This is a genomic window from Arthrobacter sp. CC3 (genome assembly GCF_039907775.1).
Lineage (GTDB): Bacteria > Actinomycetota > Actinomycetes > Actinomycetales > Micrococcaceae > Arthrobacter.
In genome coordinates this window covers 18,504-44,904 of record NZ_JARCCY010000006.1, presented here as the reverse complement: position 1 = coordinate 44,904, position 26,401 = coordinate 18,504, and the positions used below count along the sequence as shown (strand labels likewise).

The following is a 26,401-nucleotide window of genomic DNA, read 5'->3' as shown; positions in this document are numbered from 1 at the left end:
CGGACTCTCAGCCAACGGACGCTCCGCCAGGGGAATGGAGGCGGAGACGCAGAAAGACCGCCCCGCAACTGCGGGACGGTCTTTCATGCGGAACTGCTGAGGATTAGACCTCGGTCAGGACCTTGGTGACGTTGGGGTCAACGGAGATGCCCGGGCCGAACGTGGTAGCCACGGTGGCCTTCTGGATGTAGCGGCCCTTGGAAGCGGACGGCTTCAGGCGAAGGACCTCTTCCAGTGCTGCTGCGTAGTTCTCGGCCAGCTTGACGGCGTCAAAGGAAACCTTGCCGATGATGAAGTGCAGGTTGGAGTGCTTGTCGACGCGGAAGTCGATCTTGCCGCCCTTGATGTCGTTGACAGCCTTGGTGACGTCGGGGGTCACGGTGCCGGTCTTCGGGTTCGGCATCAGGTTACGCGGACCCAGGACCTTACCGAGGCGGCCAACCTTGCCCATGAGGTCAGGGGTGGCGACGGCGGCGTCGAAGTCGGTCCAGCCGGCTGCGATCTTTTCGATCAGGTCATCGGAACCAACGAAGTCGGCGCCGGCAGCGATTGCTGCTTCTGCCTTGTCGCCCGTTGCGAAGACGAGGACGCGGGCGACCTTACCGGTGCCGTGCGGCAGGTTGACCGTGCCGCGGACCATCTGGTCGGCCTTGCGAGGGTCTACGCCCAGGCGGAAAGCGACCTCAACGGTGGCGTCGAACTTGGACGGGTTGGTGTCCTTGGCGAGCGTCACTGCCTCGAACGGCGCGTAGAACTTCTCCGCGTCGATCTTGGCGGCGGCTGCCTCATATGCTTTGCTGCGCTTTGCCATGCTGCTTATTCTCCTTGTGCAGTTGTGGTCTGCGGACCGCGCTGGGCCCTGCCACAGTTGGAATCCCGAAACGGTTTGTCCGGACCGGATGTCCAACATTTCTATGTTTAGGTGGTGCCGGTTGCCCGGCGGTGCTGTCCGCCGTCGTCCTCGGTTTCTTACGGTCCGAGTGCCGACGCCGCATCAGCGGTGGGGAATTAACCCTCGACGGTGATACCCATGGAGCGGGCGGTGCCGGCGATGATCTTCGCTGCGCCTTCGAGGCTGGTGGCGTTGAGGTCTTCCATCTTGGTGGAAGCGATCTCGTTGACCTGGGCCTGGGTCAGCTTGGCAACCTTGACGGTGTGCGGGGTAGCTGAACCCTTGGCGACGCCTGCAGCCTTTTTGATGAGCTCTGCAGCCGGCGGGGTCTTGGTGATGAACGTGAACGAGCGGTCTTCGTAGACCGTGATTTCAACAGGAATAACGTTGCCGCGCTGGGCTTCCGTCGCAGCGTTGTACGCCTTGCAGAATTCCATGATGTTGACACCGTGCTGGCCAAGCGCAGGACCGATCGGCGGGGCCGGGTTAGCGGCACCTGCCTGGATCTGCAGCTTGATGAGGCCGGTGACCTTCTTCTTGGGAGCCAATGTAGGGTCCTTCTCTCAATTTCGTCCTGGGACACAGGAGCGTGCCTCAGGTTGGTGGCCGCCATGGCGAGGCGACCGGCCGCTACATGGCTGCTAAGCGGGCAGCCCTGAAGCGAATTCTGGTGGGGTGTTGCTAGATCTTGGTGACCTGGTTGAACGCCAGGGTGACCGGGGTCTCGCGCTCGAAAATGGAGACCAGCACCACGAGGTTCTGCGAATCGATCTTGATCTCGGAGATCGTGGCGGGGAGGGTCTCGAAGGGACCTTCCTTGACGATGACGGACTCGCCGACTTCGAAGTCGACGTCCACGGGAGCGGCGGCGTGCTTGACCGGCTTGCCCTTCTCGGCCTGCTCTTCTTCGAAGACGGGGGCGAGCATGGAGAAGACCTCATCGAGCCGCAGCGGGACCGGGTTGTGGGCGTTGCCCACGAAGCCGGTGACGCCGGGGGTGTGCCGGACGGCGCCCCAGGAGGCGTCGGTCAGGTCCATGCGGACCAAAACGTAGCCGGGGATGCGGACGCGGTTGATGACCTTGCGCTGAGCGTTCTTGATCTCAACGACTTCTTCCATCGGGACCTGGATTTCGAAGATGTAATCTTCCATGTCCAAAGTCTGGATGCGGGTCTCAAGGTTGGCCTTGACGCGGTTTTCGTAACCCGCGTAGGAGTGGATGACGTACCAGTCGCCTTCCTGGCGGCGCAGCTTGGCCTTGAATTCCTCGGCCGGATCAACCTCAGCCTTGGCGGCCGCGGCGGCCAGGGCGTCAGCCTCATCGTCCTCGGAGCCGGCTTCGGCGTCGTCAGAGTCTTCGTCCGTTTCGGCGTCGTCAGCATCAGCGTCAGCGTCGGCCTCAGAGGAATCGTCGATGGAATCGGGCGCAGCAGACTCAACCTCTGACTCTTCCCCGGCTACCGCCGCGGCGTCTGTTGTGCTGTCCGTGGACCCATCCAGCTCAGTCTCAGTTACCTCGAGCTCCTGCTCAGACACTTGGTCTCCTGCTTCCTCATTGCCTAACATGCCTATTTAAATGGCTCAATTCCGCACACCCCGTGAATGCTTCCGGATTCCCGGAGCATTCCACGCAGTCTGCGGACGGATCGCCTTAGCGGTCCGCGGGGCCTGTGCCGCCGAAGACCCAGCTCACTCCGGTCCCGAAAGCCAAGTCCAGGACGGTAACAATGAGCATCATGATGATCACGAACACCAGCACCACGAGCGTGTAATTGATCAGTTCCTTGCGGGTGGGTGCTACGACCTTCTTCAGTTCGCCGATGACCTGGCGGACGAAGAGTGCGATGCGAGCGAAGAAGCCGGCCTTGGCGGCATTCTTGGCGGGGCGGCCCTTGGAGCTGCTTGCAGCCGTTTCGGTCACCTGGTCCTCACTCATCCTCGCAAATGTCGGATACCCGGCTCTGAACTGAACCATGGTTGCTGCGCTGGCTCCGGCTAACCGCCGGAACCGCTTGCGCAGGGCAGACAGGACTCGAACCTGCAACCTGCGGTTTTGGAGACCGCTGCGCTACCAATTGCGCCACTACCCTATGGATCGAAAACCAATCACACCACACTTCCCGCAAACTTCACGGGGCGCAGGCCATCATCGTGTTTTCAACACCGGAGAACTAGTCTACGCAACAACTGCGCTTACGTCGAACCAGCCTCATTTCGGACCTTCTTCGCGGCTGCCAGGGCCTGCCGACCGGGACACGGTCACATTCCTGGCCGTCACGGTGAACGATCCGCTGAACAGCATAGAGTAGATCTCGTCGAATCCCACAACCAGCCATCGAGCTGCAAGCGAAGAATGGACCCTGCCATGCCTGCCGCCCGCGTTTCCCAACGCATTTCCGCTATCGCCGAATCCGCCACCCTGGCCGTTGATGCCAAGGCCAAGGCACTCAAGGCAGCCGGACGGCCGGTCATCGGCTTCGGCGCCGGGGAACCCGACTTCCCGACCCCCGGTTACATCGTTCAGGCCGCCATCGAGGCCGCCAGCCAGCCGAAGTACCACCGCTACTCCCCCGCCGGCGGGCTCCCGGAGCTCAAGCAGGCCATTGCGGACAAGACCTTGCGGGATTCCGGCTACAAGGCCGAGGCGTCACAGGTCCTGGTCACCAACGGCGGCAAGCAGGCCGTGTACAACACCTTCGCCACGCTGGTCGATCCGGGCGATGAGGTCATTGTTCCCACGCCGTTCTGGACCACGTACCCGGAAGCCATCCGGCTGGCCGGCGGCGTGCCCGTGGAGGTCTTCGCGGGCCCGGAACAGGACTACCTCGTTACCGTGGACCAGCTCGAAGCCGCCCTGACCGAGCGCACCAAGATCCTGCTGTTCGTGTCGCCGTCGAACCCCACCGGCTCGGTGTACTCGCCGGAGCAGGTCCGCGAAATCGGATTGTGGGCGGCCTCCAAGGGGCTGTGGGTGGTCACCGACGAAATCTACGAACACCTCACCTACGACGGGGTTCCCTTCACGTCCATTGCAACGGCCGTTCCGGAACTCGGCGACAAGGTGGTCATCCTCAACGGGGTGGCCAAGACCTACGCCATGACCGGCTGGCGCGTGGGGTGGATGATCGGCCCGGCGGACGTCATCAAGGCGGCCACCAACCTGCAGTCGCACGCCACCTCGAATGTGTCCAACATCCCGCAGGTTGCTGCCCTCGCGGCCGTCTCCGGGCCGCTCACCGCGGTTGACGAGATGAAGGTGGCCTTCGACCGCCGCCGGAAGGCGATTGTCGCCGGCCTGAACGCCATTGACGGGGTGGAATGCCCGACGCCGAAGGGCGCCTTCTACGTCTACGCGGACGTCCGCGGCCTGCTGGGCAAGGAATTCGAGACGGCGAACGGGACCGCCCGCCCGCAGACTTCCGCCGAGCTGGCTGCACTCATCCTGGACGAGGTTGAGGTTGCGGTCGTACCGGGCGAGGCGTTCGGTCCCTCGGGCTACCTGCGCCTCTCCTACGCGCTGGGCGACGACGACCTCGCCACCGGTGTGGCACGGCTTCAGGCCTTCCTCGGCAAGGCCAAGTAGGCACCCTCTCTCACCTTCCGCAGGAAAGCCGCCAACGCTCTCTCACTTTTCGCAAGAAAGTCAGAGAGCGTCGGCGGTTAACCGGCAGGAAGTGAGAGAGCGTCCGGGGTGGGCTAGAGGAGCCGGCGTTCGGCGGCCCACTTGGTCAGTTCGTGGCGGCTGGACAGCTGCAGTTTGCGCAGCACGGCGGAGACGTGGGTTTCCACTGTCTTGATGGAGATGAAGAGCTCCTTGGCCACTTCCTTGTAGCTGTAGCCGCGCGCGATGAGCCGCATGACCTCCAGCTCGCGGGCGGAGAGGCGGTCGAGTTCGTCGTCGGCGATATCCGCCGGGGCCGTGCCGAACGCATCGAGCACGAAGCCTGCCAGCCGCGGCGAAAAAACGGCGTCGCCGCCGGCCACACGGAGGACGGCATCGGTGATTTCCGTGCCGGAGATGCTTTTGGTCACATAGCCGCGGGCTCCGGCCCGGATGACCGAAACCACGTCTTCTGCGGCGTCGGAGACGCTCAGGGCCAGGAACCGGGTGCTGCCGAGCAGTGCGGCCGATCCGGCAATCACTTCGCGCCCGCCGCCGCCCAGGCCACCCGGCAGGTGGACGTCCAGCAGCACAACTTCGGGCCGGGTCTGCGCGATCACGGCGATGGCCTGTTCGACTGTTCCGGCCTCGCCCACGACGGTGACCCGGGCGTCCAGGTCCGCTTTGAGCCCCGACCGGAAGATGGCGTGATCATCCACGATGACCACGCGGATGGCCGGGACACCTCCTGCATGAGCGCCCGCTGTATCGATGTTGTTCACGACTTTCCCTCTCCGTTGTCCGCGGCGTCGGAAGGAAGCCTGAGCCGCACTTCCGTGCCGTCCGCGCTGCTGCTGATGACAGCGGTCCCGCCGTGGCGGTTCATCCGTCCGACGATCGATTCCCTGACCCCCATGCGGTCGGCCGGAACCGTCTGCGGGTCGAAACCGGGTCCGCGGTCCTTCACATAGACTTCCGCACCGCCGTCGGCCACCTCGAGATAAACCGACACTGCACCGCCGCCGTGGCGGGACGCGTTCACCATGGCCTCCCGGCTGGCCTGCACCAGTGCTTCGTGGCGGGCGGTCATGGCGGTGTCTCCCACACTGACCACGTCCACGGCATGGCCCAGGGAGTCCTCAACTTCCGCCGCGGCTGCCTTGATGCGCTCGGAGAGCTGCCCTGCATCCTTGTCGGGGTCGCGGTACAACCAGCCCCGCAGCTCCCGTTCCTGGGCCCGTGCCAGGCGGACGACGTCGTTCTCGTTCCCTGCCCGGCGCTGGATCAGCGCGAGCGTCTGCAGCACGGAATCGTGCAGGTGGGCGGCAATCTCCGCACGCTCCGTGGCCCGGACGCGGCCGGCGCGCTCCGCTTCCAGGTCCCGCCAGAATTTCAGGCCCCACGGGAGCAGCACCAGGGCCACACCGCCAAGGACTGCCACGGAGGCAAGGAGCGCCAGCCAGGTCTGCTCCCAGGAGCCGGAGCCGGACACCATCACCAGTACACCGGCCACCACCAGGGCGAGCCCGGCGGCGAGCCTTGCCCAGCCGCCGGCCTGGTCCGCCTTGGTCTTGTCGAGGAGGCCCGCCCGGCGGGTTTCATCCAGCTGCATCCAGGCGATTGCCGCCCCGCCAAGGATCGCGGCGGCGGGGATCAGCGTCCCCAGGGGGACGTCGACGCCCAGCATGCGCGCGATCAGGATTCCGCCTGCCAGCAGGAGACCGGCTCCCAAGAGTATTTCCTTGCCGTACGGCATGCTCCGGACCCGGAACCACGGCGCGCCGGCGCCCGACCCGGCGGAGGTCCCGCCGTCGGTGCCGCCGGAAATCGCGGCGCCCGGGCCGCCGGAGGTGATGCCGGTGGTGGCTGCCGCACCGGCCGCAACGCCGGACGGAACGGCCGGTGCCGGTGCGTCGTTGAGGGCGGCTGTGCCAGGGAAGGTGGCTGCGGCGGGCACTGGCCCGGGCATGAAATCCGGCGGCACCGGCAGCGGCCCCGGGGCGCTGACGGCCGGGGCAATGGGCGAGGCCGGACGGCGTGCGTTCCGTTTCGCGTTCTCGTCCGAAGTGGGAACCATGATCCAGAGCCATGCGTAGAAGGCCAGCCCGGCTCCGCCTGCGAGCGCTGCCACCACCATGCCGATCCGGACCATCCGCACCGGCCAGCCCAGGTGGGCGGCCAGGCCCGAACAGACGCCTGCGATCACGCGGTCGCTGCTGCGGACCAGCGGGGGGCGGGTCATGGCGGTTGTCATGTGTCAATCCAAACATGGATCAGGGTTCCGCACGCCTGATTCCGCACGGAACCGGGGGTCACTCAGGGACGGCTCAGGGTGTTCCCCAATAGAGCGCGGCGGCCGCGGACGGCAGGATCGAAGTATGAACTCGCACAATGCATACCCCGATGAAGATCCGCTGCCGTCCGGCCGTCCCGAGTCCGGGACCGGTGCCGGCACTGATTCCGGCTCCCCGTCCGGAACCGGCTCCACGCCCGGCTCCACTCCCGGCGCTGACTTCCCCGGCGGCCCGCCGCCGCTGTATCCGAACGCGCAGCTCCCCGGCGCCGGGTTCCCCGGCGGCCAGGCCCCCGGCGCACACTCGGCGGATACCCGGTACGCCTACCCGCAGTCCCAGCCCCAGAACTTCTTCAACTGGGTCCGGAGCCACGGCATTCAACGCGGACAGGACCGCTGGATCGGCGGCGTCGCCAGCGGCATAGCGCACCGGCTGGGCGTCGACCCGCTGATCGTGCGCGGCGTCTTCATCGTCCTGTCGATTTTCGCCGGCATCGGCGTACTGCTTTACGGCATCGCCTGGGCACTGCTGCCGGAGCCCGACGGCCGCATCCATGTACAGGAAGCCGGGGCCGGACGCTGGACCACCGGCATGACCGGAGCCCTCATCACCACGGTGATCGGCTTTCCCAGCCTGGGCAGCGGCTTCTGGGGTTGGGAGCGGAACGGGTTCGGCGGCTTCTTCTGGACGGTCTTCTGGATAGCAGGCGCCGTCTACCTCATCTACTACCTCTCGCAGCGGGACAAGGCCTCGAACGGAGCACCTCTCATGAATACCAGCACAGATGCGGGCTCCGCTGCCGGCGGAACCTTCGCAGCGACGTCGCCGGCAGGAACCTCCTCCCCGGCCCCCGGCGGCTCCTATGAGCCCGGCTCGTACACGGGCGCACCCTACTCCGGCGGCTCCTACTCCGGTGCCCCGTTCACCGGCGGACCGTACGACGGCGGCGTTCCCGGCTCGGGCGGCTACGGCGCCACCCCGCCTTACGGCGGCGGCTACGGCGGACCGTCCAAGCCCGCTCCCAAGGCTCCGAACGTTGGCCCGGGCGCCCCCGCCGTCGCGGTGACGGCAGGCGTGGCCCTGCTGGTGGGCGGCGGAATCAAAGCACTCGAAGCCCTCAACGTCATCAACCTGGGTGACGCCACGAACGCCGTGGTGTGGGCCAGCGGCGCGGCCATCCTGGGCCTCGGCATCCTGATCGCCGGCCTCAGGGGCAGGACCTCCGGAATCCTCGGCTTCTTTGCAGTGGTGGCGCTCATCATCGGCGGCATCTTCAACGTGGTACCCAACGGCGACCGCTTCCGTTTCCAGGACGCCAACTGGAACCCGGTCAGCATCGAACAGGCACGGGAAGGCTTCAACATCACGGGAGGCAGCGGAACCGCTGACCTGACGCGGCTGAACCTCACGCCGCCGCTGGGCACCGACGTCGTCATTCCCATGGACGTCACGGCAAGCAACCTGACCGTGGTCATTCCGGACACGGTTCCCGTGGAGATCCGGGCGGACATGACCCTGGGCAACCTCAACGAGGGTTCGCAGAACCATGGCGGCATGACGTCGCAGCAGAGCAACTACAACACCGACAAGCCGGGGGCCGCGCTCATCCTCAAGATCGACGGCACCATGAGCAACATCACCATCCAGGAAGGAAACTGACATGAGCAGTTACGAACCTGCCCCGGACACTGCCCCGCAGGGACAAACACAGCAGGGACCAACACAGCAGGGAGCATCACAGCATGCGGAAGCGGCCCAGCAAGCGGAAGCGTCACGGGGCACAGGAGCGCGGCACGGCGGACCGTCGCCGGCACGGGTGGGCACAGTGGTCTGGGGCCTCATCGTCCTCGCGCTGGCTGCGTTGATCATCATCGGCCAGCTCGGGATCGTGGCCCTCAACGGAACCTACGTACTCATCGGACTGATGATCGGTGCCGGCGCCGCCCTGGTGATAGGCGGGCTCCTCTCAGCCCGCGGACGTGACAAAGAAACCACAACAGGGAAGTCTTGAGGCATGGATAAGTTCTTCAGCATCGTCAGGGGCTTCGGCCTGAAGCGGGGACCACAACGGTGGCTGGGCGGAGTGTGCGGAGGGATCGCCGCGAAGCTCAACGTGGACGTCGCCTTCGTCCGGATCGCGTTCCTGCTCCTCAGCCTCCTGCCCGGTCCGGCCTTCGTGTTCTACCTGGCAGCGTGGCTCATCCTCCCGGACCAGCGAAACGCCATCATCCTCCAGTCGTTCCTGGACAAACGATCGATCAACTGACCTGACCAAGCAGTCAAAGGACCCCTGTTCCCTCCGGAACGGGGGTCCTTTTTGTTTGCCATAGAGCGAGGGCCTTTGTAACCAGTTTGTGTCGTAACCCACACTCACCACTAGAATCTAGGTGAGCTCAGCGTGGCGCTCTGCCTGTACACCCTCTCACCAGGATTTGAGCCGAGACATGAAAATTGGAATTCTCACCAGCGGCGGCGACTGCCCCGGACTGAACGCCGTGATCCGCGGCGCCGTCCTCAAGGGAATCGCCATCCACGGCCACGAATTCGTGGGATTCCTCGACGGCTGGCGCGGCGTCGTCGAAGGCGACATCATCCCCATCCCCCGCACCATGGTCCGCGGCATCGCCAAGCAGGGCGGCACCATCCTCGGCACGTCCAGGACCAACCCGTTCGAAAACGGCGGCGGCCCCGAGGTCATCAAGGCCCACATGGACCGGCTCGGCATCGACGCCATCATCGCCATCGGCGGTGAAGGAACCCTGGCCGCAGCCAAGCGGCTGACCGACGCGGGCCTGAAGATCGTCGGCGTCCCCAAGACGGTGGACAACGACCTCGACGCCACGGACTACACCTTCGGCTTCGACACTGCCGTCCAGATTGCCACCGAGGCCATCGACCGCCTCCGCACCACGGGTGAATCGCACCACCGCTGCATGATCGCCGAGGTCATGGGCCGCCACGTGGGCTGGATCGCCCTGCACGCCGGCATGGCCTCGGGCGCCCACGCGATCCTCATTCCGGAGCAGAAGGCCTCCATGGACCAGATCACCGAGTGGGTGCAGGAAGCCCACGCCCGCGGCCGCGCGCCGCTGGTGGTCGTGGCCGAAGGATTCGTTCCGGAGGGCCAGGAAGCACCGCACTCCGAGCGCGGACTGGACACCTTCGGGCGCCCGCGGCTGGGCGGCATCGCCGAGATGCTGGCACCCGAACTCGAAGCCCGGACCGGCATCGAGACCCGCGCCACCGTCCTGGGCCACATCCAGCGCGGCGGCGTCCCCTCCGCGTTCGACCGCGTCCTGGCCACGCGCCTGGGCATGGCCGCCATCGACTCCGTGGTGGACCACCGTTGGGGCACCATGGTGTCGCTGAACGGCACCGACATTGTCCACGTCGGCTTCGACGCTGCCCTGGGCAACCTCAAGCGCGTCCCGCAGGACCGTTACGACGAAGCTGCCGTCCTCTTCGGATAGGCAGCACCGCGAACGGACAGCTGGGGCCCCTGCGGCACGGGGCCTCAACAGTCCGTTCGCGCGTCCCTCTGCTGGGTAGGGTTGAGGCATGACTCTCGACCCCGGCTCCGCAGACATCATCCAGCTGGCCTGGGCCCGCCACTTGGGCCTTGACGACGGAGCCTTTGCCGCAGTGCGGAAGCTCGACGCCGATGCGGTCGTTTCCGGGGCCGGCCAGCTTGCCGCGGGCACACGGATCACCCGGGCGGACGAGTCCCGGAAGTCCGTGGATTTTGTGCGTCTGTTCGGGGTCTCGGCCCTCGTGGGACCGCAGTGGGCGCTCGACGCCGCCACGGACATTCCCGATGAGGAACTCGCCCAGCACGTGACGCTCCTGACCATCACCCGGCAGCACGGCGGCCACGGCCAGGGCGCGGCCGCCCTCTTTTTCGCCGATGACCTCCCCCTGCGCCAGCCGGCCGAGGAGCTGACCGTCTCGCACGGGAATCCCGAGGCCATCGAGCTGGAAGGCCTCTGCCCGCCCGACGACGTCAACGAGGTGGGGCTCTCCGATCTCGAGCACCGGTTCACCATCCTGCGTGATGACAACGGCCGCAAGGTTCCGGTGGCCTGCGGCGCCTACTCCGAATGGGAGGGCATCCTGGCCCAAATGGGCGTCCTGGTGGACCCTGACTGGCGGCGCCGCGGACTGGGTTCGCTGGCGGCGTCCATCGCTGCCCACGAGGCACTCGCGGCGGGGCTCACCCTGCAGTGGCGTTCGGACGTCAGCAACAAGGGCGCCCTGGCGATCGCCCGCAGCCTCGGATTCTCAACCGGCGGCATCCACACCCGCGTCCTGCTGGGCTGACCCGGGTCAGCGCGACGTTGCGTCCGCTGCCCCGGCCCCGGCTCCGGCGTCGTCGGAGGCCGGCACGCTGACGGTGCCCCAGCCCTGAACCGGCTTGGGCTTGGCGAAGAACAATGCAACCGCAGCGCCCACCAGGATCACGGCCGCCGGAAGCATGATGGACTGTCCCATCGCCGTCGAGAACCCCTCGTGCAGTGCCTCCGGCAGTGATCCGCCGAAGGCCATGGGGCTGGCCGTGCCGGAGGCGCCCTGCGCCGCCGGCAGCTCTGCCGCGAGCCTCGACTGGATGAGGACGGCGATGGCGGCGCTACCCAGCACGGCGCCGATCTGGCGCGTGGTGTTGTAGACGCCCGAGCCGGCACCGGCCTGGCGCGGCGGCAGGTTCCGGGTGGCCGTGGAGCTCAGCGGCGCCCAGATGCCCGCGTTCGCGAACCCGAGTACCGCACTGGGCAGGAGGAACAGCCAGATCGGCGTCTCCGGGTGCATCAGGGCAGAGTTCCAGAACAGCGCCACCGACATCAGGACCAGACCGGCTGCCGTGATGTATTTCGGGTTGACCCGGTCAATGATCTTGCCCACCACAGGCGCAAGGCCGCCGGAAATGAGCGCCATCGGGACCATCATCAGGGCAGACTGCGTGGGTGTCAGTCCCCGGACAATCTGGTAGTAGAAGATCAGCGGCAGGGTGAACGAGGTGACGGCGAAGCCCACCGTGGTGATGCCGATGTTCGCCAGGGAAAAGTTGCGGTCCTTGAACAGCGAGAGCGGCAGGAGCGGCTCCCCTTTGTTAACCCGCTGCCAGAGGACGAACCCTGCCAGGACTACAACCCCGGCGATGATCAGGCCCCACACCGTGATGGGGCCGGTGATCGTTCCCCAGTTGTACGTCTCGCCTTCCTGGATGCCGAAGACAAGAAGGAAGAGCCCGACGGCGCTGAGCAGCACGCCGGGGATGTCGAACCGGTGCGGGTGCGTGCTCAGCGAAGGAACGAAGCGCAGGGCCAGGATGAAGCCGGCGATTCCGACCGGCACGTTGATGAAGAAGATCCATTCCCAGCCGAGGCCGTCCACCAGGACACCGCCGAGGATGGGGCCCACCAGGGTGGCCACACCGGCGGTGGCACCCCAGATTCCCATGGCCGCGCCGCGCCGGTCCGGCGGGAAGATCCGGGTGATCACTGCCATGGTCTGGGGCGTCATGATGGCGGCGCCGAAGCCCTGGAGCACGCGGGCCAGGATGAGGGTCTGGACGTCGCCGGACAGCCCGCACCAGAGGGACGCGAGGGTGAACACCACCAGGCCGGTGAGGTACAGCTTTTTCGGTCCGAACCGGTCACCCAGCCGGCCGGTGATCAGCAGCGGCACCGCGTAGGCCAGCAGGTAGGCGCTGGTCACCCAGATAACGGAGTTGATGTCCGCGTTGAGGCCTTCCATGATCCGCGGATTGGCCACCGAGACGATGGTGGTGTCGATCAGGATCATAAAGAAGCCGATCACCAGGGACCAGAGTGCCGGCCACGGCCTAGCTACGTTTTCCATGTAAATCCTTCAGGTGTGGTTGTTTGTGTTCCGCTACCACGGGAGTTCCCCGGAGCGGAGCTGGTCCTGCAGGCTGCGTATCCAGCCCATTTCGGACCTCAGCATGGTTTGTTGGTACTCGAGGTCGATCCAGTACTTGCGTGCGACGTCCTTCTTCAGGACGGCCGCCTCGCCCTTCTGCAGGAATTCCAGCTGGCCCTGCAGCAGCACCAGCCGGCGGTCCAAGAGCTCCAGTACGACGGCGGCAGGCAGGTTGTAGGCCTCGGCGACGGCCAGCGGGAACGACGGGTATTCATTCACAGGTTCGGCGAGCATGTCCTGCAGGCGCGCCGTCAGGGCCTCCCGGCCTGCGGGCGTGATCCGGTAGGTGGTCCGTTCCGGCCGGTTGCCTTCGCGGTCCGTTCCGGCTGTTTCCACGAGCCCGCGCTCCTCCAGCCGGCCGACGGCGTGATAGAGCGTTCCGGGGCGCACCTTGACCAGCCGGTCTTCGTGCCTGGCCATCAGGAGCTGGTACATCTCGTACGGATGCATCGGCTCCTCGACCAGCAGCGAGAGTGCAGAGATTCCGAGCGGCGTCAGCGGGGCAGATCGGGGCATGGTTCCGTTCACTCCCCCGTGTTCCATGGCACGTGGTGTCCACGGCCAGCAATTATTCCGCTCCAACTATTCCACATGGAATAGGCGGGTGCAAGAAAGCCCGCGGGTGCAGGACCCGCGGGCTTCCAGGTGCTTTGTCGCCTCAGCCCGTGGTCAGCCCAGCAGGGCCTGGATATCAGACCGGGCAAACATCTCCGCCGCTGCACGGGCGGAAGGCGTTCCGGCGTCCGGGTCAGCGCCCGCCCCCAGGAGCGCCTCGGCCACGTCGGTGTAGCCCTTGAAGGCAGCTCCGGCGAGCGGTGTCTGGCCGCGGTCATTCACGGCGTTGGCATCCGCGCCATGCTGCAGGAGCAGCTGCACCGCCGGGGCATGACCGTGGTATGCCGCAAGCATCAGCAGGGAGTCGCCGGCCGAATTGGTCATGTTGGCCGGGGCCCCGGCGTCGAGATAGCTGCCCAGCAGTGCTGCGTCACCCTGCCGCGCCGCGTCAAAAAGCGCGTGGGCAAGGGCCAGGGTTTCGTCGTCGGGCCCAGCGGCGCTGTTGTCCCCCGGGTTGCCGTTCCCCGGGTTGTCAGACTTCGGAGTGTCAGTCATCGGTGTGTTCCTTTCAGGAATCCGGTCTGGCGGCCCACCACCTGGCCGGCGTCGGGAGCCACGATGACTTCCTGCGCGGCCGTGTAGGGTTCGTCGCCGTCTACAACCGTCAGTATTTCATCCGGAGAAACGGAACGCTTTATGACGGCAAGTGCGATCGGACCCATTTCGTAGTGCTGCACCACGGAGGTCACTGTTCCCACCTTCCGCTCACCCAGGCGGACTTCGCTGCCCACCGCGGGGAGGGTGTGCTGCGAGCCGTCCAGCTGGAGGAAGACCAGGCGCCGCGGCGGGTGGCCCAGGTTGTGCACGCGGGCGATCGTCTCCTGGCCCTTGTAGCACCCCTTCGCCAGGTGCACCGCGGTGCGCAGCAGGTCCAGCTCATGCGGGATGGTCTTGTCGTCGGTTTCCGCGCCAAGGCGGGGGCGCCAGGCGGCGATGCGCAGCGCTTCCGATGCCCAGACGCCGGCCAGCGGCCGGTCACCCACGGTGGCCTCGAGATCCGCGGCCGGTACCAGGTATTCAAACCACGGCCGCTCCATGCCGGGGTGGGATTCCTCCCCGACAACTGAGTAGGCGTAGCCGCCGGCGCCCACGTGCGGCCAGGGGTCCGCCCACACCAGCAGGTCCGGCCATTCCTCAACCCGCCGGGTGGTTCCAATGACCGCCCAGTCGTCGGATACATCCGCAATCTCCACCCGCAGCATGAACTTCATCCGGTTCAGCCACTCGGCCAGCGGTGCCGCTTCGGCGGCCTCCACGATCAGCCAGGTGGTCCCGCCGTCGTCAATCACCCGCGCGTCGAACTCAATACGGCCCTGGACGCTGAGAAGCAGCAGTTCGCTTGATTCCCCCGGCGCAAGGTTGGTGACCTGCTGGGATGACAGGGTGTTGAGCCAGCTCAGGCGGTCCGGACCGGTGACGGTGACCACGCCGCGGTGGGAAAGGTCGACGACGGCGGTGCCGGCCGCCAGCGCACGCTGTTCCCGCAGCGGCTCGCCGTAGTGGGATGCGACGCCGGTGTCCGCTCCGCCGGCTTCAACGGCGCCAGGGCGCGACAACAGGGGGCTTTTGGTAGTCATATGTAGTAGAAGTCCTTAGGGGCTAGCGGTATTCCGGATTCTCGAAGTCGAAACGTGTCCCGGCCTTCCATTCCTCCGGCAGGTTGCCGTACGCCGGGATCCCGCCGGCGTCCTTGAGCGTCCTCGCCAGGTGCAGCAGGTTCCACGTCATGAACGTGGTGTTGCGGTTGGTGAAGTCGCTCTGCGGACCGCCGGACCCCTCATCCAGGTAGCTGGGGCCGGGCCCCACGGGCCCGATCCAGCCGGCGTCGGCCTGCGGCGGGATGGTGAACCCGATGTGCTGCAGGCTGTACAGGACGTTCATGGCACAGTGCTTGATGCCGTCCTCGTTGCCGGTGATGAGGCAGCCGCCGACCTTGGGGTAGAACGCCCATTGGCCTTTTTCGTTGAGTTGTCCGGAGTGCGCATACAGGCGTTCGATCAGCTTTTTCGTCTGGGACGAGTTGTCACCCAGCCAGATGGGGCCGGCCACCACCACAATGTCCGCTTCCTTGACGGCAGGGTAGAGCTCCGGCCATTCGTCGGTTGCCCAGCCGTGCTCGCGCATGTCCGGATACACGCCGCTGGCAATGTCGTGGTCGACGGTCCGGATCACCCGGGTGGCAACGCCCTGCTTCTCCATGATGAGGCGGCTGACCTCGATCAGGCCGCCCGTGTTGCTGGTCTCAGGAGATTTTTTGAGGGTGCCGTTGAAAAAGACGGCCTTCAGATCGCCGTAGTTTGTTTTATTGCGCTGATCGGGCCTACCCGGGTCCGGCTGCTGGCTGTTCACGGTCTTGCTCCCTGCACTCGTTGCGGACAACAAAAGTCGGTGAGACCTGCCGGCCGGGCTGTCAGGGCCGGGCCAGCCTTAGGACACCTTGCTGAGGATGGCCGAAGCGTGCGCTTCCAGTCCGCCGCCCGCGGTGGAGCTCTTCCCGCTGGCCACATCCCAGCGCCAGAGGAGCTTTCCTTCCACCAGGCCGAAAATCCTCGTGGCGGCCGTGTACTCCTTCGAGTGGCTTCCGCGCATCACCATGTCGGTGCTGAGGTGGATCTGCGGGCCCTTGATCTGGCCGTAGTACAGCTCGGAGATCCCGCCGGGGTGTGAAATGGAAACGGAAATGTCGAATCCGCCGTCGCTGTTGCGCAGCGCCTCGACTTCGTCGGCGCTCTTGAGCACGGGAACGATGTCGGCCGGGATCAGCCCCGGTCCGCCGTCTTCCTCCCGCTGCTTCCGCTCCAGCGCCCAGAACCCGGTCTCCACCGTCAGCGGCCGGAGCCTGGTGCCTTCATCGTCGGTCAGCCAGCTCTCGGCGCGGTACTGGAGGTACGGCAGGCCGTTGTGCGTGAAGGACACGTGCTGGAAGAAGTGCTCGGAATCCTCCTCGCCTGCCCCCAGGCGTCCACTGCCTTCCCACTCACCAATGAGCCAGGACAACGGGACGAGCTCGGGGGTGAGGTCTGTTGGAATTTCAATCGGCACAGTAACTACCTCCGCAGACAACTAACTCTGAACTGGTATTACTTCTGGCCCTTGAAGAGGCGGTAAACCACGAAACCTGCGAACCACGCCATGGAAATACTGGCAATACCAAGCAGGACAAGGAAGAAAATCTCAAATGCAAGTACGGACATGATGCCATCCTAACGCGTTAGTAGATGAGTAGTTTGTCTATGAAGTAGGCGAGCGAACCCACCGCCGCGACGGGCGCGAGGCCCATGCCAAGGGCGGCTGGAAAGTTTATCCGGTCCCCGCGGAGTATAACCAGTCTGCGCAGGCTGACGAGAACCGCACCCACCGCAACACCCACCACGGCGGCTGGTATTACGGCGATGTTGGAGAACACCAGGCCTGCCAGCGGAGCCGAGAGGCCCGCCAGCACAATGCCCAAAGGTGCCACGATCCGGTCCGGCCAGCGGATGAGGCCGGCCAGCAGCGCAAAGGCGGCACTGACGCCGGCTACCAGCAACATTTCCTTGACGCCGTTGAACCTGGACGCCGCAATCCACCCGGCACCCAGGCAGGACAAAAGTACGCCGGCGCTCGAACCCAGCGTTGACTCCAGCCGCTGTGCCTGGCCCGTGCCCCGCAGGAGCTGCATGAGGAAAACGGCCATCACGCCGGCGGCGATGAAAGCGGGAGTCCAGTCGAGGAATCCCGGCGCCGGGACATAGGTGGCGGCTACGGCCGACCCGACCCCGGGGAGCCCGATGATTGCCGCGAGGGTCTTCTTGGCGGGAATGTCCAGGAAGTGGGGCCAGCCGACGCCGACAGCCAGCGCCACGAGGATTGCCACGCCGAGCAGCACTTCCGCTGAGGCGTAGGCACCGCCGATGAAGACAGCAAGCCCGGCCAGCCCTATGGTTCCGATGGTCCACGGCTTCACTATTTACCCGCGCTCACTCTCTGCTGACGTCGTCGCTGCCTCCAATCCTGCCTTATGTGACCTGCTTATGTCGCAAAACGCTCATTGAAACCGGCCGGATCAGTGTCTGTTTAGAGGCGATTGGGTATACTCAAAGCTCAGCTACGCTTCCTTCGGAGGATGCGGGCCCGGCGGAATTTTCCGGCTGGCCGGTACCGACGCTGGCAGCCAGTACCGGCCGGTGAAAGCCCGGTTCAGACGCCCAATGATGCGCGGACAGCCCCTTGGAGGAACAATGTCGCACATCCTGCTACTGACGAACAGCACCGGGTCATCGGTGGACATTCTGCCTGCCTTGGAACTACTCAACCACCGCGTGCACATTCTCCCGGCCGAGCCCACAGCCCTGCTGGAGACCGATCCCTGCGATGTTGTCCTGCTGGACGCCCGCAAGGACCTGGTCGGAGCGCGGTCCCTCACCCAGCTACTCAAGGCCACCGGGCTCAGCGCACCTTTGATGCTGATCCTCACCGAAGGCGGCATGGCAGCCGTCTCCTCAGCGTGGGCCGTGGATGACATCATCCTGGACTCCGCAGGACCGGCTGAAGTCGAAGCCCGGATCCGGCTCTCGGTGGCCCGCGCCGTTCCCGAGCAGGAAGACACCCCCACCGAAATCCGGGCCGCCGGAGTCGTCATCGACGAAGCAAGCTACACGGCCAGGGTCAACGGTGCACCCCTGAACCTGACGTTCAAGGAATTCGAACTCCTGAAGTACCTGGCGCAGCACCCCGGCCGCGTGTTCACGCGCCAGCAGCTGCTCACCGAAGTATGGGGCTATGACTACTACGGAGGCACCCGCACCGTGGACGTCCACGTCAGGCGGCTGCGCGCCAAGCTGGGCGCGGACCACGAAAACCTGATCAGCACCGTGCGCAACGTGGGTTACCGGCTGACCCTGGTGCGGCAGCCCGAAGAGGAACTGACAGAGGCCTAGCCACACAAGAAGCCAAGCCAAAGAAGAAGCCCCGGACCAGCGGTCCGGGGCTTCTTCTTTGGCTTCTCAGCCTGCAGTGGAGGACATACGGGTCGAACGTATCGAGGCCACCCCAGTGGTGGATCCCCCTCAAATCCCGCTTCAGGAAGCCGGATCAGGTAATGACTATACGTGCCTGATCCTGCCTCATCAAATCGGCGCCAATCCCTCCGCCTCCCGGACGGGCCGTATAGCCTGTACACCATGAGTCCTGCGCATCCCGAGAACTGGCCCGTGCTCGTCGTCAAAGGCGGTGTGGACGACGATCTGCTCAGGGACTTCGCCGCCCTGGCCGCAGCCGCCGAGGAGTCGGACGGGAACCCTCCCCTGTCCGAACAGACCTTCGTGACGCTTCGCGCCGGTGAATCCGGCAGCCACTCGCTGCTGAGCCTGGCTCTCTACGCACCCGATGAGGACTCCGATCCTGCCACTGCCCAGGACCTGGCGGGATTCGCCGTGGTGGTGGAGGAGCCGGACGGCACCGGCGTGCTGGAGATCGCTGTTCACCCCAGCTACCGGAATCAGGGAGTGGGCGACCGGCTGGTGGCCACACTGAAGGCATCGCGCGGTTTTGACGGCCTCACGGCTTGGTCCCACGGCGACCATGAGGCCGCCGCGGACCTAGCAGCCAAATACGGTTACGCCCCCATCCGGGAACTGTGGAAGATGCGGCTCACCACAGCGTCTGCGGAACTGCCCGACGCCGCCCTCCCGGACAACGTGACCCTGCGCGCCTTCGCTCCCGGCCAGGACGAGGAAGCTTGGCTGGCGGCCAACAAGGCCGCATTCGCGCACCACCCCGAACAGGGCAACATGACGCGGCAGGACCTGGAGGCCAGGATGGCCGAGGACTGGTTCGATCCGGCAGGTTTCCTCCTGGCCGTCGACCCGTCCGACCGGATCCTTGGCTTCCACTGGACCAAGGTGCACCCGCGCCACGGCACCCATCCGGCGATCGGTGAGGTCTATGTAGTGGGGGTGGCCCCCGAAGCCCAGGGCATGGGACTGGGCAAGGCCCTCACCCTGGCGGGCATCAAATACCTTCACGGGAAGGGCCTGCACGCCGTCATGCTGTACACCGATGCGGACAATGCACCGGCTGTTTCGCTGTACCGCCGGCTCGGCTTCACCCGGTGGGATGCCGACGTGATGTACGGACCCAAAAACGCCGGTTAATCCAATCGGCTGACGCATGCATCACGGTCCAGGAAATCTACGTATCCCCCGGATCGAATGCTTGTAAGGTTGAAGGTAAACCGCGCCAGCTAAAAGGAGTGACCATGCAACCGGAACCTGCCGGAATCGCCACGTCTGAGGCCAAGGTGCTGCCGGTGCGCGCCCGCTTCGGATCCTCGGAGGTGCCGGCTTCCCGCGCCACGCAGGACCGGATCGACATTCCCGAGTTCGCGCCCAACCCCGAGCCCGCGGGCGACATCAGCCCCGACCGGTTCCTGGACCGTGAACTCAGCTGGCTGGCCTTCAACGCGCGGGTGCTCGAACTTGCCGAGGATCCCGATCTCCACCTGCTGGAGCGGGTCAGCTTCCTCTCCATTTTCGCCTCCAACCTGGACGAGTTCTTCATGGTCCGCGTGGCCGGACTGAAGCGCCGGATCGCCACCGGCCTGGCCGTCCCGTCACCGGCGGGCCTGAGCCCCATGCAGGTGCTGGACCAGATCGGTGACGCCGCCCATCGCCTCGCGCAGCGCCATGCACGGGTCTACGCGGAACAGATCCGGCCGGCACTGGCTTATGAGCACATCCACCTGATGCACTGGGAAGAGCTCGACGACCAGGCCAAGGACCAGCTCAGCGCCATGTTCGCTGAGAAGGTCTTCCCCATCCTGACCCCGCTGGCCGTTGACCCGGCCCATCCGTTCCCGTACATCTCGGGGCTGTCCCTGAACCTCGCGGTGGTGGTCCGCAACCCGGTCAGCGACAAGGAGCTCTTCGCCCGCGTCAAGGTTCCGGACCAGCTGCCGCGCCTCATTTCCATCGACGGCCCGCGCGCCGGGTCGGTGCCAGGCCGGGTGGCCCGGTTCATCGCCCTCGAAGAAGTCATCGCCGTCCACCTCGACCAGCTGTTCGCCGGCATGGAGGTCCTGGAACACCACACCTTCCGCGTCACCCGCAACGAGGACGTTGAGGTCGAAGAGGACGACGCCGAGAACCTTCTGCAGGCGCTCGAAAAGGAGCTGCTGCGGCGCCGGTTCGGTCCGCCCGTGCGCCTCGAAGTCACCAACGACATCAACCCGAACATCCGGGCCCTCCTGATCCGCGAACTGGGCGTGGAGGAGTCCGAGGTCTACTCCGTGCCTGCACCGCTGGACCTGCGGGGCCTGTCCGTCATCGCCGGCATCGATCGTGCAGACCTGCACTACCCGAAGCACGTGCCCCACACCTCGCGGTACCTGAACGAATCCGAAACGTCCAAGGCTGCCAACGTGTTCGCCGCCATGCGCCGCCGGGACATCCTCCTGCATCACCCGTACGATTCCTTCTCCACGTCCGTCCAGGCCTTCCTGGAACAGGCCGCGTCGGACCCGAAGGTGCAGGCCATCAAGCAGACCCTGTACCGCACCTCCGGTGACTCCCCCATCGTCGATGCCCTCATCGACGCGGCTGAAGCAGGCAAGCAGGTCCTGGCCCTGGTGGAAATCAAGGCCCGGTTCGATGAACAGGCCAACATTTCCTGGGCGCGGAAACTGGAACAGGCCGGTGTGCACGTGGTCTACGGCATCGTCGGCCTGAAAACCCACTGCAAGCTTTCCCTTGTGGTTCGCCAGGAAGTGGACGGCCTGCGGCGCTACTGCCACATCGGCACCGGCAACTACCACCCGCGCACAGCCCGTTATTACGAGGACCTCGGGCTGCTGACGGCCAACGAGCAGGTGGGCGAGGATCTCTCCAAGCTCTTCAACCAGCTCTCCGGCTACGCTCCGAAGTCCACGTTCAAGCGGCTCCTGGTGGCGCCCCGCTCGGTGCGTTCCGGCCTCATCGACCGGATCGAGAAGGAAATCCGCAACGCCAAGGCAGGCATTCCGGCCAGGGTGCAGATCAAGGTCAACTCCATGGTGGACGAGGCGATCATCGATTCGCTCTACCGTGCTTCCCAGGCAGGCGTAAACGTTGACGTGATCGTCCGCGGTATCTGTTCGCTGCGCCCCGGCATCCCCGGGCTCAGCGAAAACATCACCGTGCGCTCGGTCCTGGGACGGTTCCTGGAGCACTCCCGGGTCTTCGCCTTTGCCAACGGCGGCGAACCGGTGGTGTACATCGGGTCCGCCGACATGATGCACCGCAACCTTGACCGCCGGGTGGAGGCGCTCGTCCAGCTCACCAGCGGCGACGACACGTCCTATGTGCTGGACATGCTCCGCCGCTACATGGACCCGGGAACGTCCAGCTGGCATCTGGACAGCCAGGGCGAATGGACCAGGCACCACCTCGGCGAGGACGGCAAGCTTCTGGAAGATGTCCAGTCCTGGCTCCTCGCTTCACGTTCCCGCCAGCGCCAGACGATAAGGCGGTAGGACACTGGCCTCGAAGAGTGACGCCACAAGCGAAGTCAGCAATGACACGGCGAACGACACGCTTACTGCGGACCAGACGGACCACCCCGGGGAACCCATTGCCGTTACCGCAGCGGGCGCGCTTCCTTGGCGCGTCAACAAAGACGTGCTCGAGGTCCTGCTGATTCACCGGCCCCGCTATGACGACTGGTCGTGGCCCAAGGGCAAGATCGACCCCGGTGAGACCATACCGGAGTGCGCCGTCCGCGAGATCGAAGAGGAGATCGGGATTACGGCCACCCTTGGCATACCCCTTCCTCCCATCCACTACCACGTGTCCGCCGGCCTGAAGGTGGTCCATTACTGGGCCGTTGACGTGGACGGCGCGATGCTTCGTCCGGATGGCAAGGAAGTGGACAGCGTGATGTGGTGTTCACCCGAAAAGGCTGCAACCCTGCTGAGCAATCCCGGTGACATAGCGCCGCTTGAGCACCTCGTGGTGGCCCATGCCCGCAAGGAACTGGACACGTGGCCGCTGCTGGTGGTCCGCCATGCCAAGGCCAAGCCCCGCTCGTCCTGGACCAAGGCGGAGGGGGACCGTCCGCTCGCGGCCACCGGGCTGAGGCAGGCGCAGGCCGTCGGGCGGCTGCTCCACGTGTGGAAGCCCCTTCGGGTGCACTCGAGCCCGTGGCAGCGCTGCGTCGCCACGATTGCCCCCTACGCCAAGTCCGCGGATGCCAAGGTGAAACTGCACGACGCCTTGACGGAACACCGTCATGCCAGGAGCCCGAAAAAGACGGCGGCCGTGGTCGAAGCACTCTTCGACAAGCAGCGGGCCATCGCCCTGTGCACCCACCGGCCCGCACTGCCCACTGTCATGTCGCAGCTGGGTGAGCACATGAACGGCCGGCTGCGCGCGATGCTGCCCACCGCGGACCCGTACCTGGCGCCCGGTGAGATCATCGTGTGCCATGTGGCGCGCGGCAACAGCCACAAGATTGTGGCAGTGGAACAGTTCAGGCCCTTCGACGACTGATTCGACGACTGACAGGACGGACGGCGCGGCGGCTCACGTCCACCCCGGCCGGAATCAGTCTTGACCCGGACTTCTTTGTATCAAATACTTAGTACATTGACGCAAAATCTGGGGGGATTTATGCCGGTCCAATTTGAACTGCCGCCGATGCTGCTGCTGGGACCGCTGGTCGCCGCCGTCGTTCTTTACATCATCCTCAGGTGGGTGGTGTGGGAACCGCGGATGGGCGCCTCACCTGAAACTGTTTCCCAGCACGCGCTCTGGGTGGGCGTCATCGGCTGGATGGCGAGTTCACTGCAGGGCGCCATGAACATCGGGATCATTCCGGCAACCTCCGTCAGCAGCCCGGTCGTCAGTCCGTCCCTGACCACCCCGGAGGCGATCTTCCCCGCCCTTGCCTGGCCGGTCCTGGGCACCCTCGGCGTCCACGCGCTGGGCCAGCTCAGCTATCCGCGCCCCAGGGGTGCCCGCCGGAAGGCTAGCCTCCACGTGCGGCACGTGCGGGATTTCCTTCCGCTTCCGCTCGCCTGGACCACCCTGGCCGTCGTCATCGCTGCGGCCGCCTACATCGCTTGGGCCGCGACACTGCCGGGGTTCGATGCGTTGCCGTACGGGACAGTGGCTGAAGGCCCGCAGGTCTATCGCACGGTGGGCGGCGACGGCCGCATCCCGGGCACTACTCTGGCGGCATGGCTGGGCGGAGCCCTGGCCGTGCTGGCCGCAGGAACGTGGCTTGTGCTGCTGCTGATCGGCCGCCGCCGCCAGCTTGAGCAGCTGACCGAGCTCGACAATTCACTGCTGCGGACCATCGCCATGAACAGGCTGCTGCGGACCGTCGCCACGGTGGCCTCCGGGCTCGCCGTCATCGCCGGAAACTACGTTGCCCGGCCGGACCCCGCCGCCGGCAGCACATCGTGGACGAATTTCGCAGGCCTGGCGGGAGTCGCCGTGCTGCTGGCCATGCTGCTGTGGTCTCCACCCAAACTGGCGGGCACTGAAGCGGCCGCCGCGGCCCTGCGGAACGCGAAGCACGGGAATTTTCGGTCCGCTCCGCATCCGGCAACCAGGCTAGTGGTGTCCATCGGCGCCGCGCTGGGCGTTGCCGCTGCCTTGCCGCTGCTCGTAGGGGTCTTCCTGGTTCCGGCCATCGTGGCAGCCGGCCCGTGGGGTCCCGCGGCCTTCGTGGCAGTGGTGGCGGGGCTGGTGCTGGTGGTCCTTGCCGGCGGAGAGCTGCTGCTTGAGCGCAATTACGCGAACCCGGCGGAACCGCGGACCTGGCCGAGGCAGCCGGTGGGTCCGGCGCTGCTCACCACTCTCATCCTCGCAGTGCTCGCCTTCGTGGCAGCCCTGGCGGTGGCAGCGGCCGGGAACTCCCTCCTCGGCTGGGACGCCGGCTGGACCATGCCGGCAATCTTCGGCCTTGCGGGAACCGGCCTCGCGGTCCCGGCGTTCCTCGCCACCCGCGGGCGGCACGGCATCCCGGATGCTCCCGCCGGACTCGACGCCGCGCTGCGGGCCATCACCGTGAACCGGATCGTGCGGACGCTGTCGGCCATGTTCATGGCGCAGGCAGCCATGGCGCTGCTGGTGAACAGCCACGCATGGGCGGCCGTTTTCGGGGTGGCGTTCGTGCCGTCCATTCCCTGGTTCCCGGCAACACTCGCCGGCACCGTCCTCTCCTTGGCGGCGATCGCCACCGCCCTCGTGCCGGTACGGCCCCGGACCGGATCCGTTGCCCGTCCGGTTCCCCGGCCGGGCAAGGACCGCGTCACATGACGGCCGGCATCGCTGTTGACCTCCGTTCGGCGGTGCCGCCGTATGAGCAGATCCGCCTTCAGGTCACCTCCCTGATTGCCGTGGGCTCCCTGGCCGCCGGCACGCGGCTGCCCAGCGTCCGCAGCCTGGCGGCGGACCTCGGCATCGCGGCGGGAACCGTGGCTCGGGCCTACAAGGAACTCGAGCAGGCCGGCCTGATCGAAACGCGGCGGCGGAACGGCACCGTCGTCGTCGGGATACCCGACGCCGGCCTGCCCCCGGACGGCGCCGTTACCGCGGACCTGATTGCCGCCGTCGACCGCTACATCGCGAAGGGCCGCACCGCGGGCCTCGATGACGGCGCGCTCCACGACATACTGCGCCTCCGGCTTGGCCATTCTCAGTAGACTGGAACAGTGAGCATCCCAACGCCCTATGAAGACCTCCTGCGTGACGTCCTTGCCAATGGCACGCACAAATCTGACCGCACCGGCACCGGCACCCTCAGCGTGTTCGGCCGGCAGATGCGCTTTGACCTGAGTCAAAGCTTCCCGCTGGTCACCACCAAGCGTGTGCATTTCAAGTCCGTGGCCGTGGAACTGCTTTGGTTCCTCCGCGGTGAAACCAACGTGAAGTGGATGCAGGACCAGGGCGTCACCATCTGGAACGAATGGGCCGATGCCGACGGCGAACTGGGCCCGGTCTACGGTGTCCAGTGGCGCAGCTGGCCCACCCCCGACGGCGGCCACATCGACCAGATCGCCGAGCTGGTGGAGAACCTCAAGTCCAACCCGGACTCGCGCCGGCACATTGTTTCCGCCTGGAACGTGGCCGAACTCCAGGACATGGCGCTGCCGCCGTGCCACGCCTTCTTCCAGTTCTACGTTGCGGACGGCAAGCTGTCCTGCCAGCTGTACCAGCGCTCCGCGGACACGTTCCTGGGCGTCCCGTTCAACATCGCCTCCTATGCGCTGCTGACCTGCATGCTGGCCCAGCAGGTGGGCCTGGAACCGGGTGAGTTCGTCTGGACCGGCGGCGACGTGCACATCTACGACAACCACATGGACCAGGTGCTCAAGCAGCTGAAGCGGGAACCGTACGAATATCCGCAGCTGAAGATCCTCCGCAAGCCGGACTCCATTTTCGACTACACGCTGGACGACTTCGAAGTGGTCGGCTACCAGCACCACCCTACGATTAAGGCGCCGATCGCAGTATGAGCACCGACAACGCCATGGATCCCCTGGCCTTCACTGAAAAAATCGCCGACGCCACCACCGGAGTGGGGCTCGTCTGGGCCCAGACCACGGCAGGCGTCATCGGCAAGGACGGCGACATGCCGTGGCACCTGCCCGAGGACATGAAGCACTTCACCCGGCTGACCAACGGGCACCCGGTCATCATGGGCCGCAAGACCTGGCTCTCGTTCCCGGACAAGTACCGTCCGCTGCCCGGACGCACCAATATTGTGGTGACGCGGCAGGAAGGCTGGGGTGACACGCCTGAGGCACAGGGCGCCCTCGCGGTGAAGTCGCTGGACGACGCGCTCCTCGAATCCCAGTTCGCCCCCGGCCACGAAACCGTGTGGGTCCTCGGCGGCGGGGAAATCTTTGCGCAGACCCTGGACATCGCCGACGTCGCGGTGGTGACGTTCATCGATTCCGAGACCGACGGCGACACATATGCGCCGGAGCTCGGCTACGAATGGAAGCTGACAGCCAGTGAGCCCGCCACCGGGTGGCTGACGTCCGCCACCGGTACCCGGTACCGGTTCACCATGTGGCGTCGGACCGAGGCCTAGGAA

The 26,401-nt window shown here is 65.9% G+C and carries 27 protein-coding genes and 1 tRNA gene; 14 read left to right on the top strand and 14 right to left on the bottom strand.

All coding sequences use genetic code 11. The annotated features are described in order from the left end of the window. Positions 1–103 precede the first annotated feature (103 nt). The 5 genes from rplA to PV761_RS04620 form a co-directional block, all read right to left on the bottom strand. The gene (gene rplA / locus PV761_RS04640; protein WP_028269595.1) at positions 104–811 is read right to left on the bottom strand and encodes a 50S ribosomal protein L1; all 708 of its coding nucleotides are present in this window, start codon (positions 809–811) and stop codon (positions 104–106) included. Between the two features lie 197 nt (positions 812–1,008). Beyond that, entirely contained in the window at positions 1,009–1,440 is a 432-nt protein-coding gene (gene rplK, locus PV761_RS04635) for a 50S ribosomal protein L11 (RefSeq protein ID WP_003803853.1), read from the bottom strand. Between the two features lie 133 nt (positions 1,441–1,573). Continuing rightward, complete coding sequence (gene nusG, locus PV761_RS04630) at positions 1,574–2,428, bottom strand: transcription termination/antitermination protein NusG (RefSeq protein WP_347894782.1); 855 nt, start codon at positions 2,426–2,428, stop codon at positions 1,574–1,576. Between the two features lie 115 nt (positions 2,429–2,543). Then, positions 2,544–2,828: a preprotein translocase subunit SecE gene (gene secE / locus PV761_RS04625; protein ID WP_028269597.1), complete on the bottom strand. Its 285-nt coding sequence runs from the start codon at positions 2,826–2,828 to the stop codon at positions 2,544–2,546. Positions 2,829–2,909: 81 nt separating this feature from the next. Further along, positions 2,910–2,982, bottom strand: a tRNA-Trp gene (locus PV761_RS04620). A gap of 275 nt (positions 2,983–3,257) precedes the next feature. Between PV761_RS04620 and PV761_RS04615 the strand changes: the two genes are divergently transcribed. Further along, complete coding sequence (locus tag PV761_RS04615; RefSeq protein ID WP_347894780.1) at positions 3,258–4,475, top strand: pyridoxal phosphate-dependent aminotransferase; 1,218 nt, start codon at positions 3,258–3,260, stop codon at positions 4,473–4,475. A 113-nt stretch (positions 4,476–4,588) separates the two neighbouring features. On the opposite strand, the gene PV761_RS04610 is transcribed toward PV761_RS04615, so the two are convergent. After that, positions 4,589–5,275, bottom strand: coding sequence for a response regulator transcription factor (locus PV761_RS04610; RefSeq protein ID WP_028269599.1), 687 nt, complete (start codon positions 5,273–5,275; stop codon positions 4,589–4,591). Then, positions 5,272–6,747: a PspC domain-containing protein gene (locus tag PV761_RS04605; RefSeq protein ID WP_347894778.1), complete on the bottom strand. Its 1,476-nt coding sequence runs from the start codon at positions 6,745–6,747 to the stop codon at positions 5,272–5,274. Before PV761_RS04605 ends, PV761_RS04610 begins: the two co-directional genes overlap by 4 nt. Before the next feature lie 124 nt (positions 6,748–6,871). Here PV761_RS04605 and PV761_RS04600 point away from each other — a divergent pair, with 124 nt between their 5' ends. The 5 genes from PV761_RS04600 to PV761_RS04580 all read left to right on the top strand — a co-directional run bounded on the left by PV761_RS04600 (position 6,872) and on the right by PV761_RS04580 (position 11,104). Then, positions 6,872–8,446, top strand: coding sequence for a PspC domain-containing protein (locus PV761_RS04600; protein WP_347894776.1), 1,575 nt, complete (start codon positions 6,872–6,874; stop codon positions 8,444–8,446). A 1-nt stretch (position 8,447) separates the two neighbouring features. Then, positions 8,448–8,798 carry a hypothetical protein gene (locus tag PV761_RS04595; protein WP_347894774.1) on the top strand — a complete coding sequence of 117 codons (351 nt, stop codon included), beginning with the start codon at positions 8,448–8,450 and terminating at the stop codon, positions 8,796–8,798. A gap of 3 nt (positions 8,799–8,801) precedes the next feature. Continuing rightward, positions 8,802–9,053 carry a PspC domain-containing protein gene (locus PV761_RS04590; protein ID WP_028269603.1) on the top strand — a complete coding sequence of 84 codons (252 nt, stop codon included), beginning with the start codon at positions 8,802–8,804 and terminating at the stop codon, positions 9,051–9,053. A gap of 178 nt (positions 9,054–9,231) precedes the next feature. Further along, positions 9,232–10,257 (top strand): 6-phosphofructokinase, encoded by a 1,026-nt coding sequence (locus PV761_RS04585; RefSeq protein WP_028269604.1) that lies wholly within the window; start codon positions 9,232–9,234, stop codon positions 10,255–10,257. Between the two features lie 88 nt (positions 10,258–10,345). Continuing rightward, a complete protein-coding gene (locus PV761_RS04580) occupies positions 10,346–11,104 on the top strand; it encodes a GNAT family N-acetyltransferase (protein ID WP_347894771.1) in 759 nt (252 codons plus the stop codon). Between the two features lie 6 nt (positions 11,105–11,110). On the opposite strand, the gene PV761_RS04575 is transcribed toward PV761_RS04580, so the two are convergent. The 7 genes from PV761_RS04575 to PV761_RS04545 form a co-directional block, all read right to left on the bottom strand. After that, complete coding sequence (locus PV761_RS04575) at positions 11,111–12,643, bottom strand: DHA2 family efflux MFS transporter permease subunit (RefSeq protein WP_347894769.1); 1,533 nt, start codon at positions 12,641–12,643, stop codon at positions 11,111–11,113. Positions 12,644–12,676: 33 nt separating this feature from the next. Further along, positions 12,677–13,240, bottom strand: a complete 564-nt coding sequence (locus PV761_RS04570) for a PadR family transcriptional regulator (RefSeq protein WP_028269606.1) — start codon at positions 13,238–13,240, stop codon at positions 12,677–12,679. 153 nt (positions 13,241–13,393) lie between these two features. After that, positions 13,394–13,834, bottom strand: a complete 441-nt coding sequence (locus PV761_RS04565; RefSeq protein ID WP_347894767.1) for an ankyrin repeat domain-containing protein — start codon at positions 13,832–13,834, stop codon at positions 13,394–13,396. Next, on the bottom strand, positions 13,831–14,916 hold the full coding sequence (locus PV761_RS04560; protein ID WP_028269608.1) for a folate-binding protein YgfZ: 1,086 nt from the start codon (positions 14,914–14,916) through the stop codon (positions 13,831–13,833). The genes PV761_RS04565 and PV761_RS04560 overlap by 4 nt, the downstream gene beginning before the upstream one ends. A gap of 22 nt (positions 14,917–14,938) precedes the next feature. Then, the gene (locus PV761_RS04555; protein ID WP_347894764.1) at positions 14,939–15,688 is read right to left on the bottom strand and encodes a flavodoxin family protein; all 750 of its coding nucleotides are present in this window, start codon (positions 15,686–15,688) and stop codon (positions 14,939–14,941) included. 78 nt (positions 15,689–15,766) lie between these two features. Further along, positions 15,767–16,381 (bottom strand): FABP family protein, encoded by a 615-nt coding sequence (locus PV761_RS04550; RefSeq protein ID WP_028269610.1) that lies wholly within the window; start codon positions 16,379–16,381, stop codon positions 15,767–15,769. A 169-nt stretch (positions 16,382–16,550) separates the two neighbouring features. Continuing rightward, positions 16,551–17,285 (bottom strand): permease, encoded by a 735-nt coding sequence (locus PV761_RS04545; RefSeq protein WP_347894762.1) that lies wholly within the window; start codon positions 17,283–17,285, stop codon positions 16,551–16,553. A gap of 274 nt (positions 17,286–17,559) precedes the next feature. Between PV761_RS04545 and PV761_RS04540 the strand changes: the two genes are divergently transcribed. The 8 genes from PV761_RS04540 to PV761_RS04505 all read left to right on the top strand — a co-directional run bounded on the left by PV761_RS04540 (position 17,560) and on the right by PV761_RS04505 (position 26,398). Beyond that, the gene (locus PV761_RS04540) at positions 17,560–18,258 is read left to right on the top strand and encodes a response regulator transcription factor (protein ID WP_028269612.1); all 699 of its coding nucleotides are present in this window, start codon (positions 17,560–17,562) and stop codon (positions 18,256–18,258) included. A gap of 243 nt (positions 18,259–18,501) precedes the next feature. Then, positions 18,502–19,473 (top strand): mycothiol synthase, encoded by a 972-nt coding sequence (gene mshD, locus PV761_RS04535; protein ID WP_028269613.1) that lies wholly within the window; start codon positions 18,502–18,504, stop codon positions 19,471–19,473. A gap of 104 nt (positions 19,474–19,577) precedes the next feature. Beyond that, entirely contained in the window at positions 19,578–21,827 is a 2,250-nt protein-coding gene (locus tag PV761_RS04530; protein WP_028269614.1) for an RNA degradosome polyphosphate kinase, read from the top strand. A gap of 97 nt (positions 21,828–21,924) precedes the next feature. Then, on the top strand, positions 21,925–22,842 hold the full coding sequence (locus PV761_RS04525) for an NUDIX hydrolase (RefSeq protein WP_347894985.1): 918 nt from the start codon (positions 21,925–21,927) through the stop codon (positions 22,840–22,842). A 120-nt stretch (positions 22,843–22,962) separates the two neighbouring features. Further along, entirely contained in the window at positions 22,963–24,618 is a 1,656-nt protein-coding gene (locus PV761_RS04520) for a hypothetical protein (protein ID WP_347894759.1), read from the top strand. Beyond that, complete coding sequence (locus tag PV761_RS04515; protein WP_347894757.1) at positions 24,615–25,004, top strand: GntR family transcriptional regulator; 390 nt, start codon at positions 24,615–24,617, stop codon at positions 25,002–25,004. Before PV761_RS04520 ends, PV761_RS04515 begins: the two co-directional genes overlap by 4 nt. Positions 25,005–25,013: 9 nt before the next feature. Beyond that, positions 25,014–25,817: a thymidylate synthase gene (locus PV761_RS04510; RefSeq protein WP_028269617.1), complete on the top strand. Its 804-nt coding sequence runs from the start codon at positions 25,014–25,016 to the stop codon at positions 25,815–25,817. Next, positions 25,814–26,398, top strand: a complete 585-nt coding sequence (locus PV761_RS04505) for a dihydrofolate reductase (protein ID WP_028269618.1) — start codon at positions 25,814–25,816, stop codon at positions 26,396–26,398. The genes PV761_RS04510 and PV761_RS04505 overlap by 4 nt, the downstream gene beginning before the upstream one ends. The last annotated feature ends 3 nt before the right edge of the window (positions 26,399–26,401 follow it).

Excerpts from the sequence above, each read along its gene's own strand:
- PV761_RS04585 (WP_028269604.1), top strand. The coding sequence starts at position 9,232 with ATGAAAATTGGAATTCTCACCAGCGGCGGCGACTGCCCCGGACTGAAC.
- mshD (WP_028269613.1), top strand. The coding sequence starts at position 18,502 with ATGAGTCCTGCGCATCCCGAGAACTGGCCCGTGCTCGTCGTCAAAGGC.
- PV761_RS04580 (WP_347894771.1), top strand. The coding sequence starts at position 10,346 with ATGACTCTCGACCCCGGCTCCGCAGACATCATCCAGCTGGCCTGGGCC.
- PV761_RS04505 (WP_028269618.1), top strand. The coding sequence starts at position 25,814 with ATGAGCACCGACAACGCCATGGATCCCCTGGCCTTCACTGAAAAAATC.
- PV761_RS04520 (WP_347894759.1), top strand. The coding sequence starts at position 22,963 with ATGCCGGTCCAATTTGAACTGCCGCCGATGCTGCTGCTGGGACCGCTG.
- PV761_RS04600 (WP_347894776.1), top strand. The coding sequence starts at position 6,872 with ATGAACTCGCACAATGCATACCCCGATGAAGATCCGCTGCCGTCCGGC.
- PV761_RS04590 (WP_028269603.1), top strand. The coding sequence starts at position 8,802 with ATGGATAAGTTCTTCAGCATCGTCAGGGGCTTCGGCCTGAAGCGGGGA.
- PV761_RS04530 (WP_028269614.1), top strand. The coding sequence starts at position 19,578 with ATGCAACCGGAACCTGCCGGAATCGCCACGTCTGAGGCCAAGGTGCTG.
- rplA (WP_028269595.1), bottom strand. The coding sequence starts at position 811 with ATGGCAAAGCGCAGCAAAGCATATGAGGCAGCCGCCGCCAAGATCGAC.
- PV761_RS04595 (WP_347894774.1), top strand. The coding sequence starts at position 8,448 with ATGAGCAGTTACGAACCTGCCCCGGACACTGCCCCGCAGGGACAAACA.
- PV761_RS04540 (WP_028269612.1), top strand. The coding sequence starts at position 17,560 with ATGTCGCACATCCTGCTACTGACGAACAGCACCGGGTCATCGGTGGAC.
- PV761_RS04565 (WP_347894767.1), bottom strand. The coding sequence starts at position 13,834 with ATGACTGACACTCCGAAGTCTGACAACCCGGGGAACGGCAACCCGGGG.
- secE (WP_028269597.1), bottom strand. The coding sequence starts at position 2,828 with ATGAGTGAGGACCAGGTGACCGAAACGGCTGCAAGCAGCTCCAAGGGC.
- PV761_RS04575 (WP_347894769.1), bottom strand. The coding sequence starts at position 12,643 with ATGGAAAACGTAGCTAGGCCGTGGCCGGCACTCTGGTCCCTGGTGATC.
- PV761_RS04560 (WP_028269608.1), bottom strand. The coding sequence starts at position 14,916 with ATGACTACCAAAAGCCCCCTGTTGTCGCGCCCTGGCGCCGTTGAAGCC.
- PV761_RS04570 (WP_028269606.1), bottom strand. The coding sequence starts at position 13,240 with ATGCCCCGATCTGCCCCGCTGACGCCGCTCGGAATCTCTGCACTCTCG.
- PV761_RS04605 (WP_347894778.1), bottom strand. The coding sequence starts at position 6,747 with ATGACAACCGCCATGACCCGCCCCCCGCTGGTCCGCAGCAGCGACCGC.
- PV761_RS04515 (WP_347894757.1), top strand. The coding sequence starts at position 24,615 with ATGACGGCCGGCATCGCTGTTGACCTCCGTTCGGCGGTGCCGCCGTAT.
- PV761_RS04615 (WP_347894780.1), top strand. The coding sequence starts at position 3,258 with ATGCCTGCCGCCCGCGTTTCCCAACGCATTTCCGCTATCGCCGAATCC.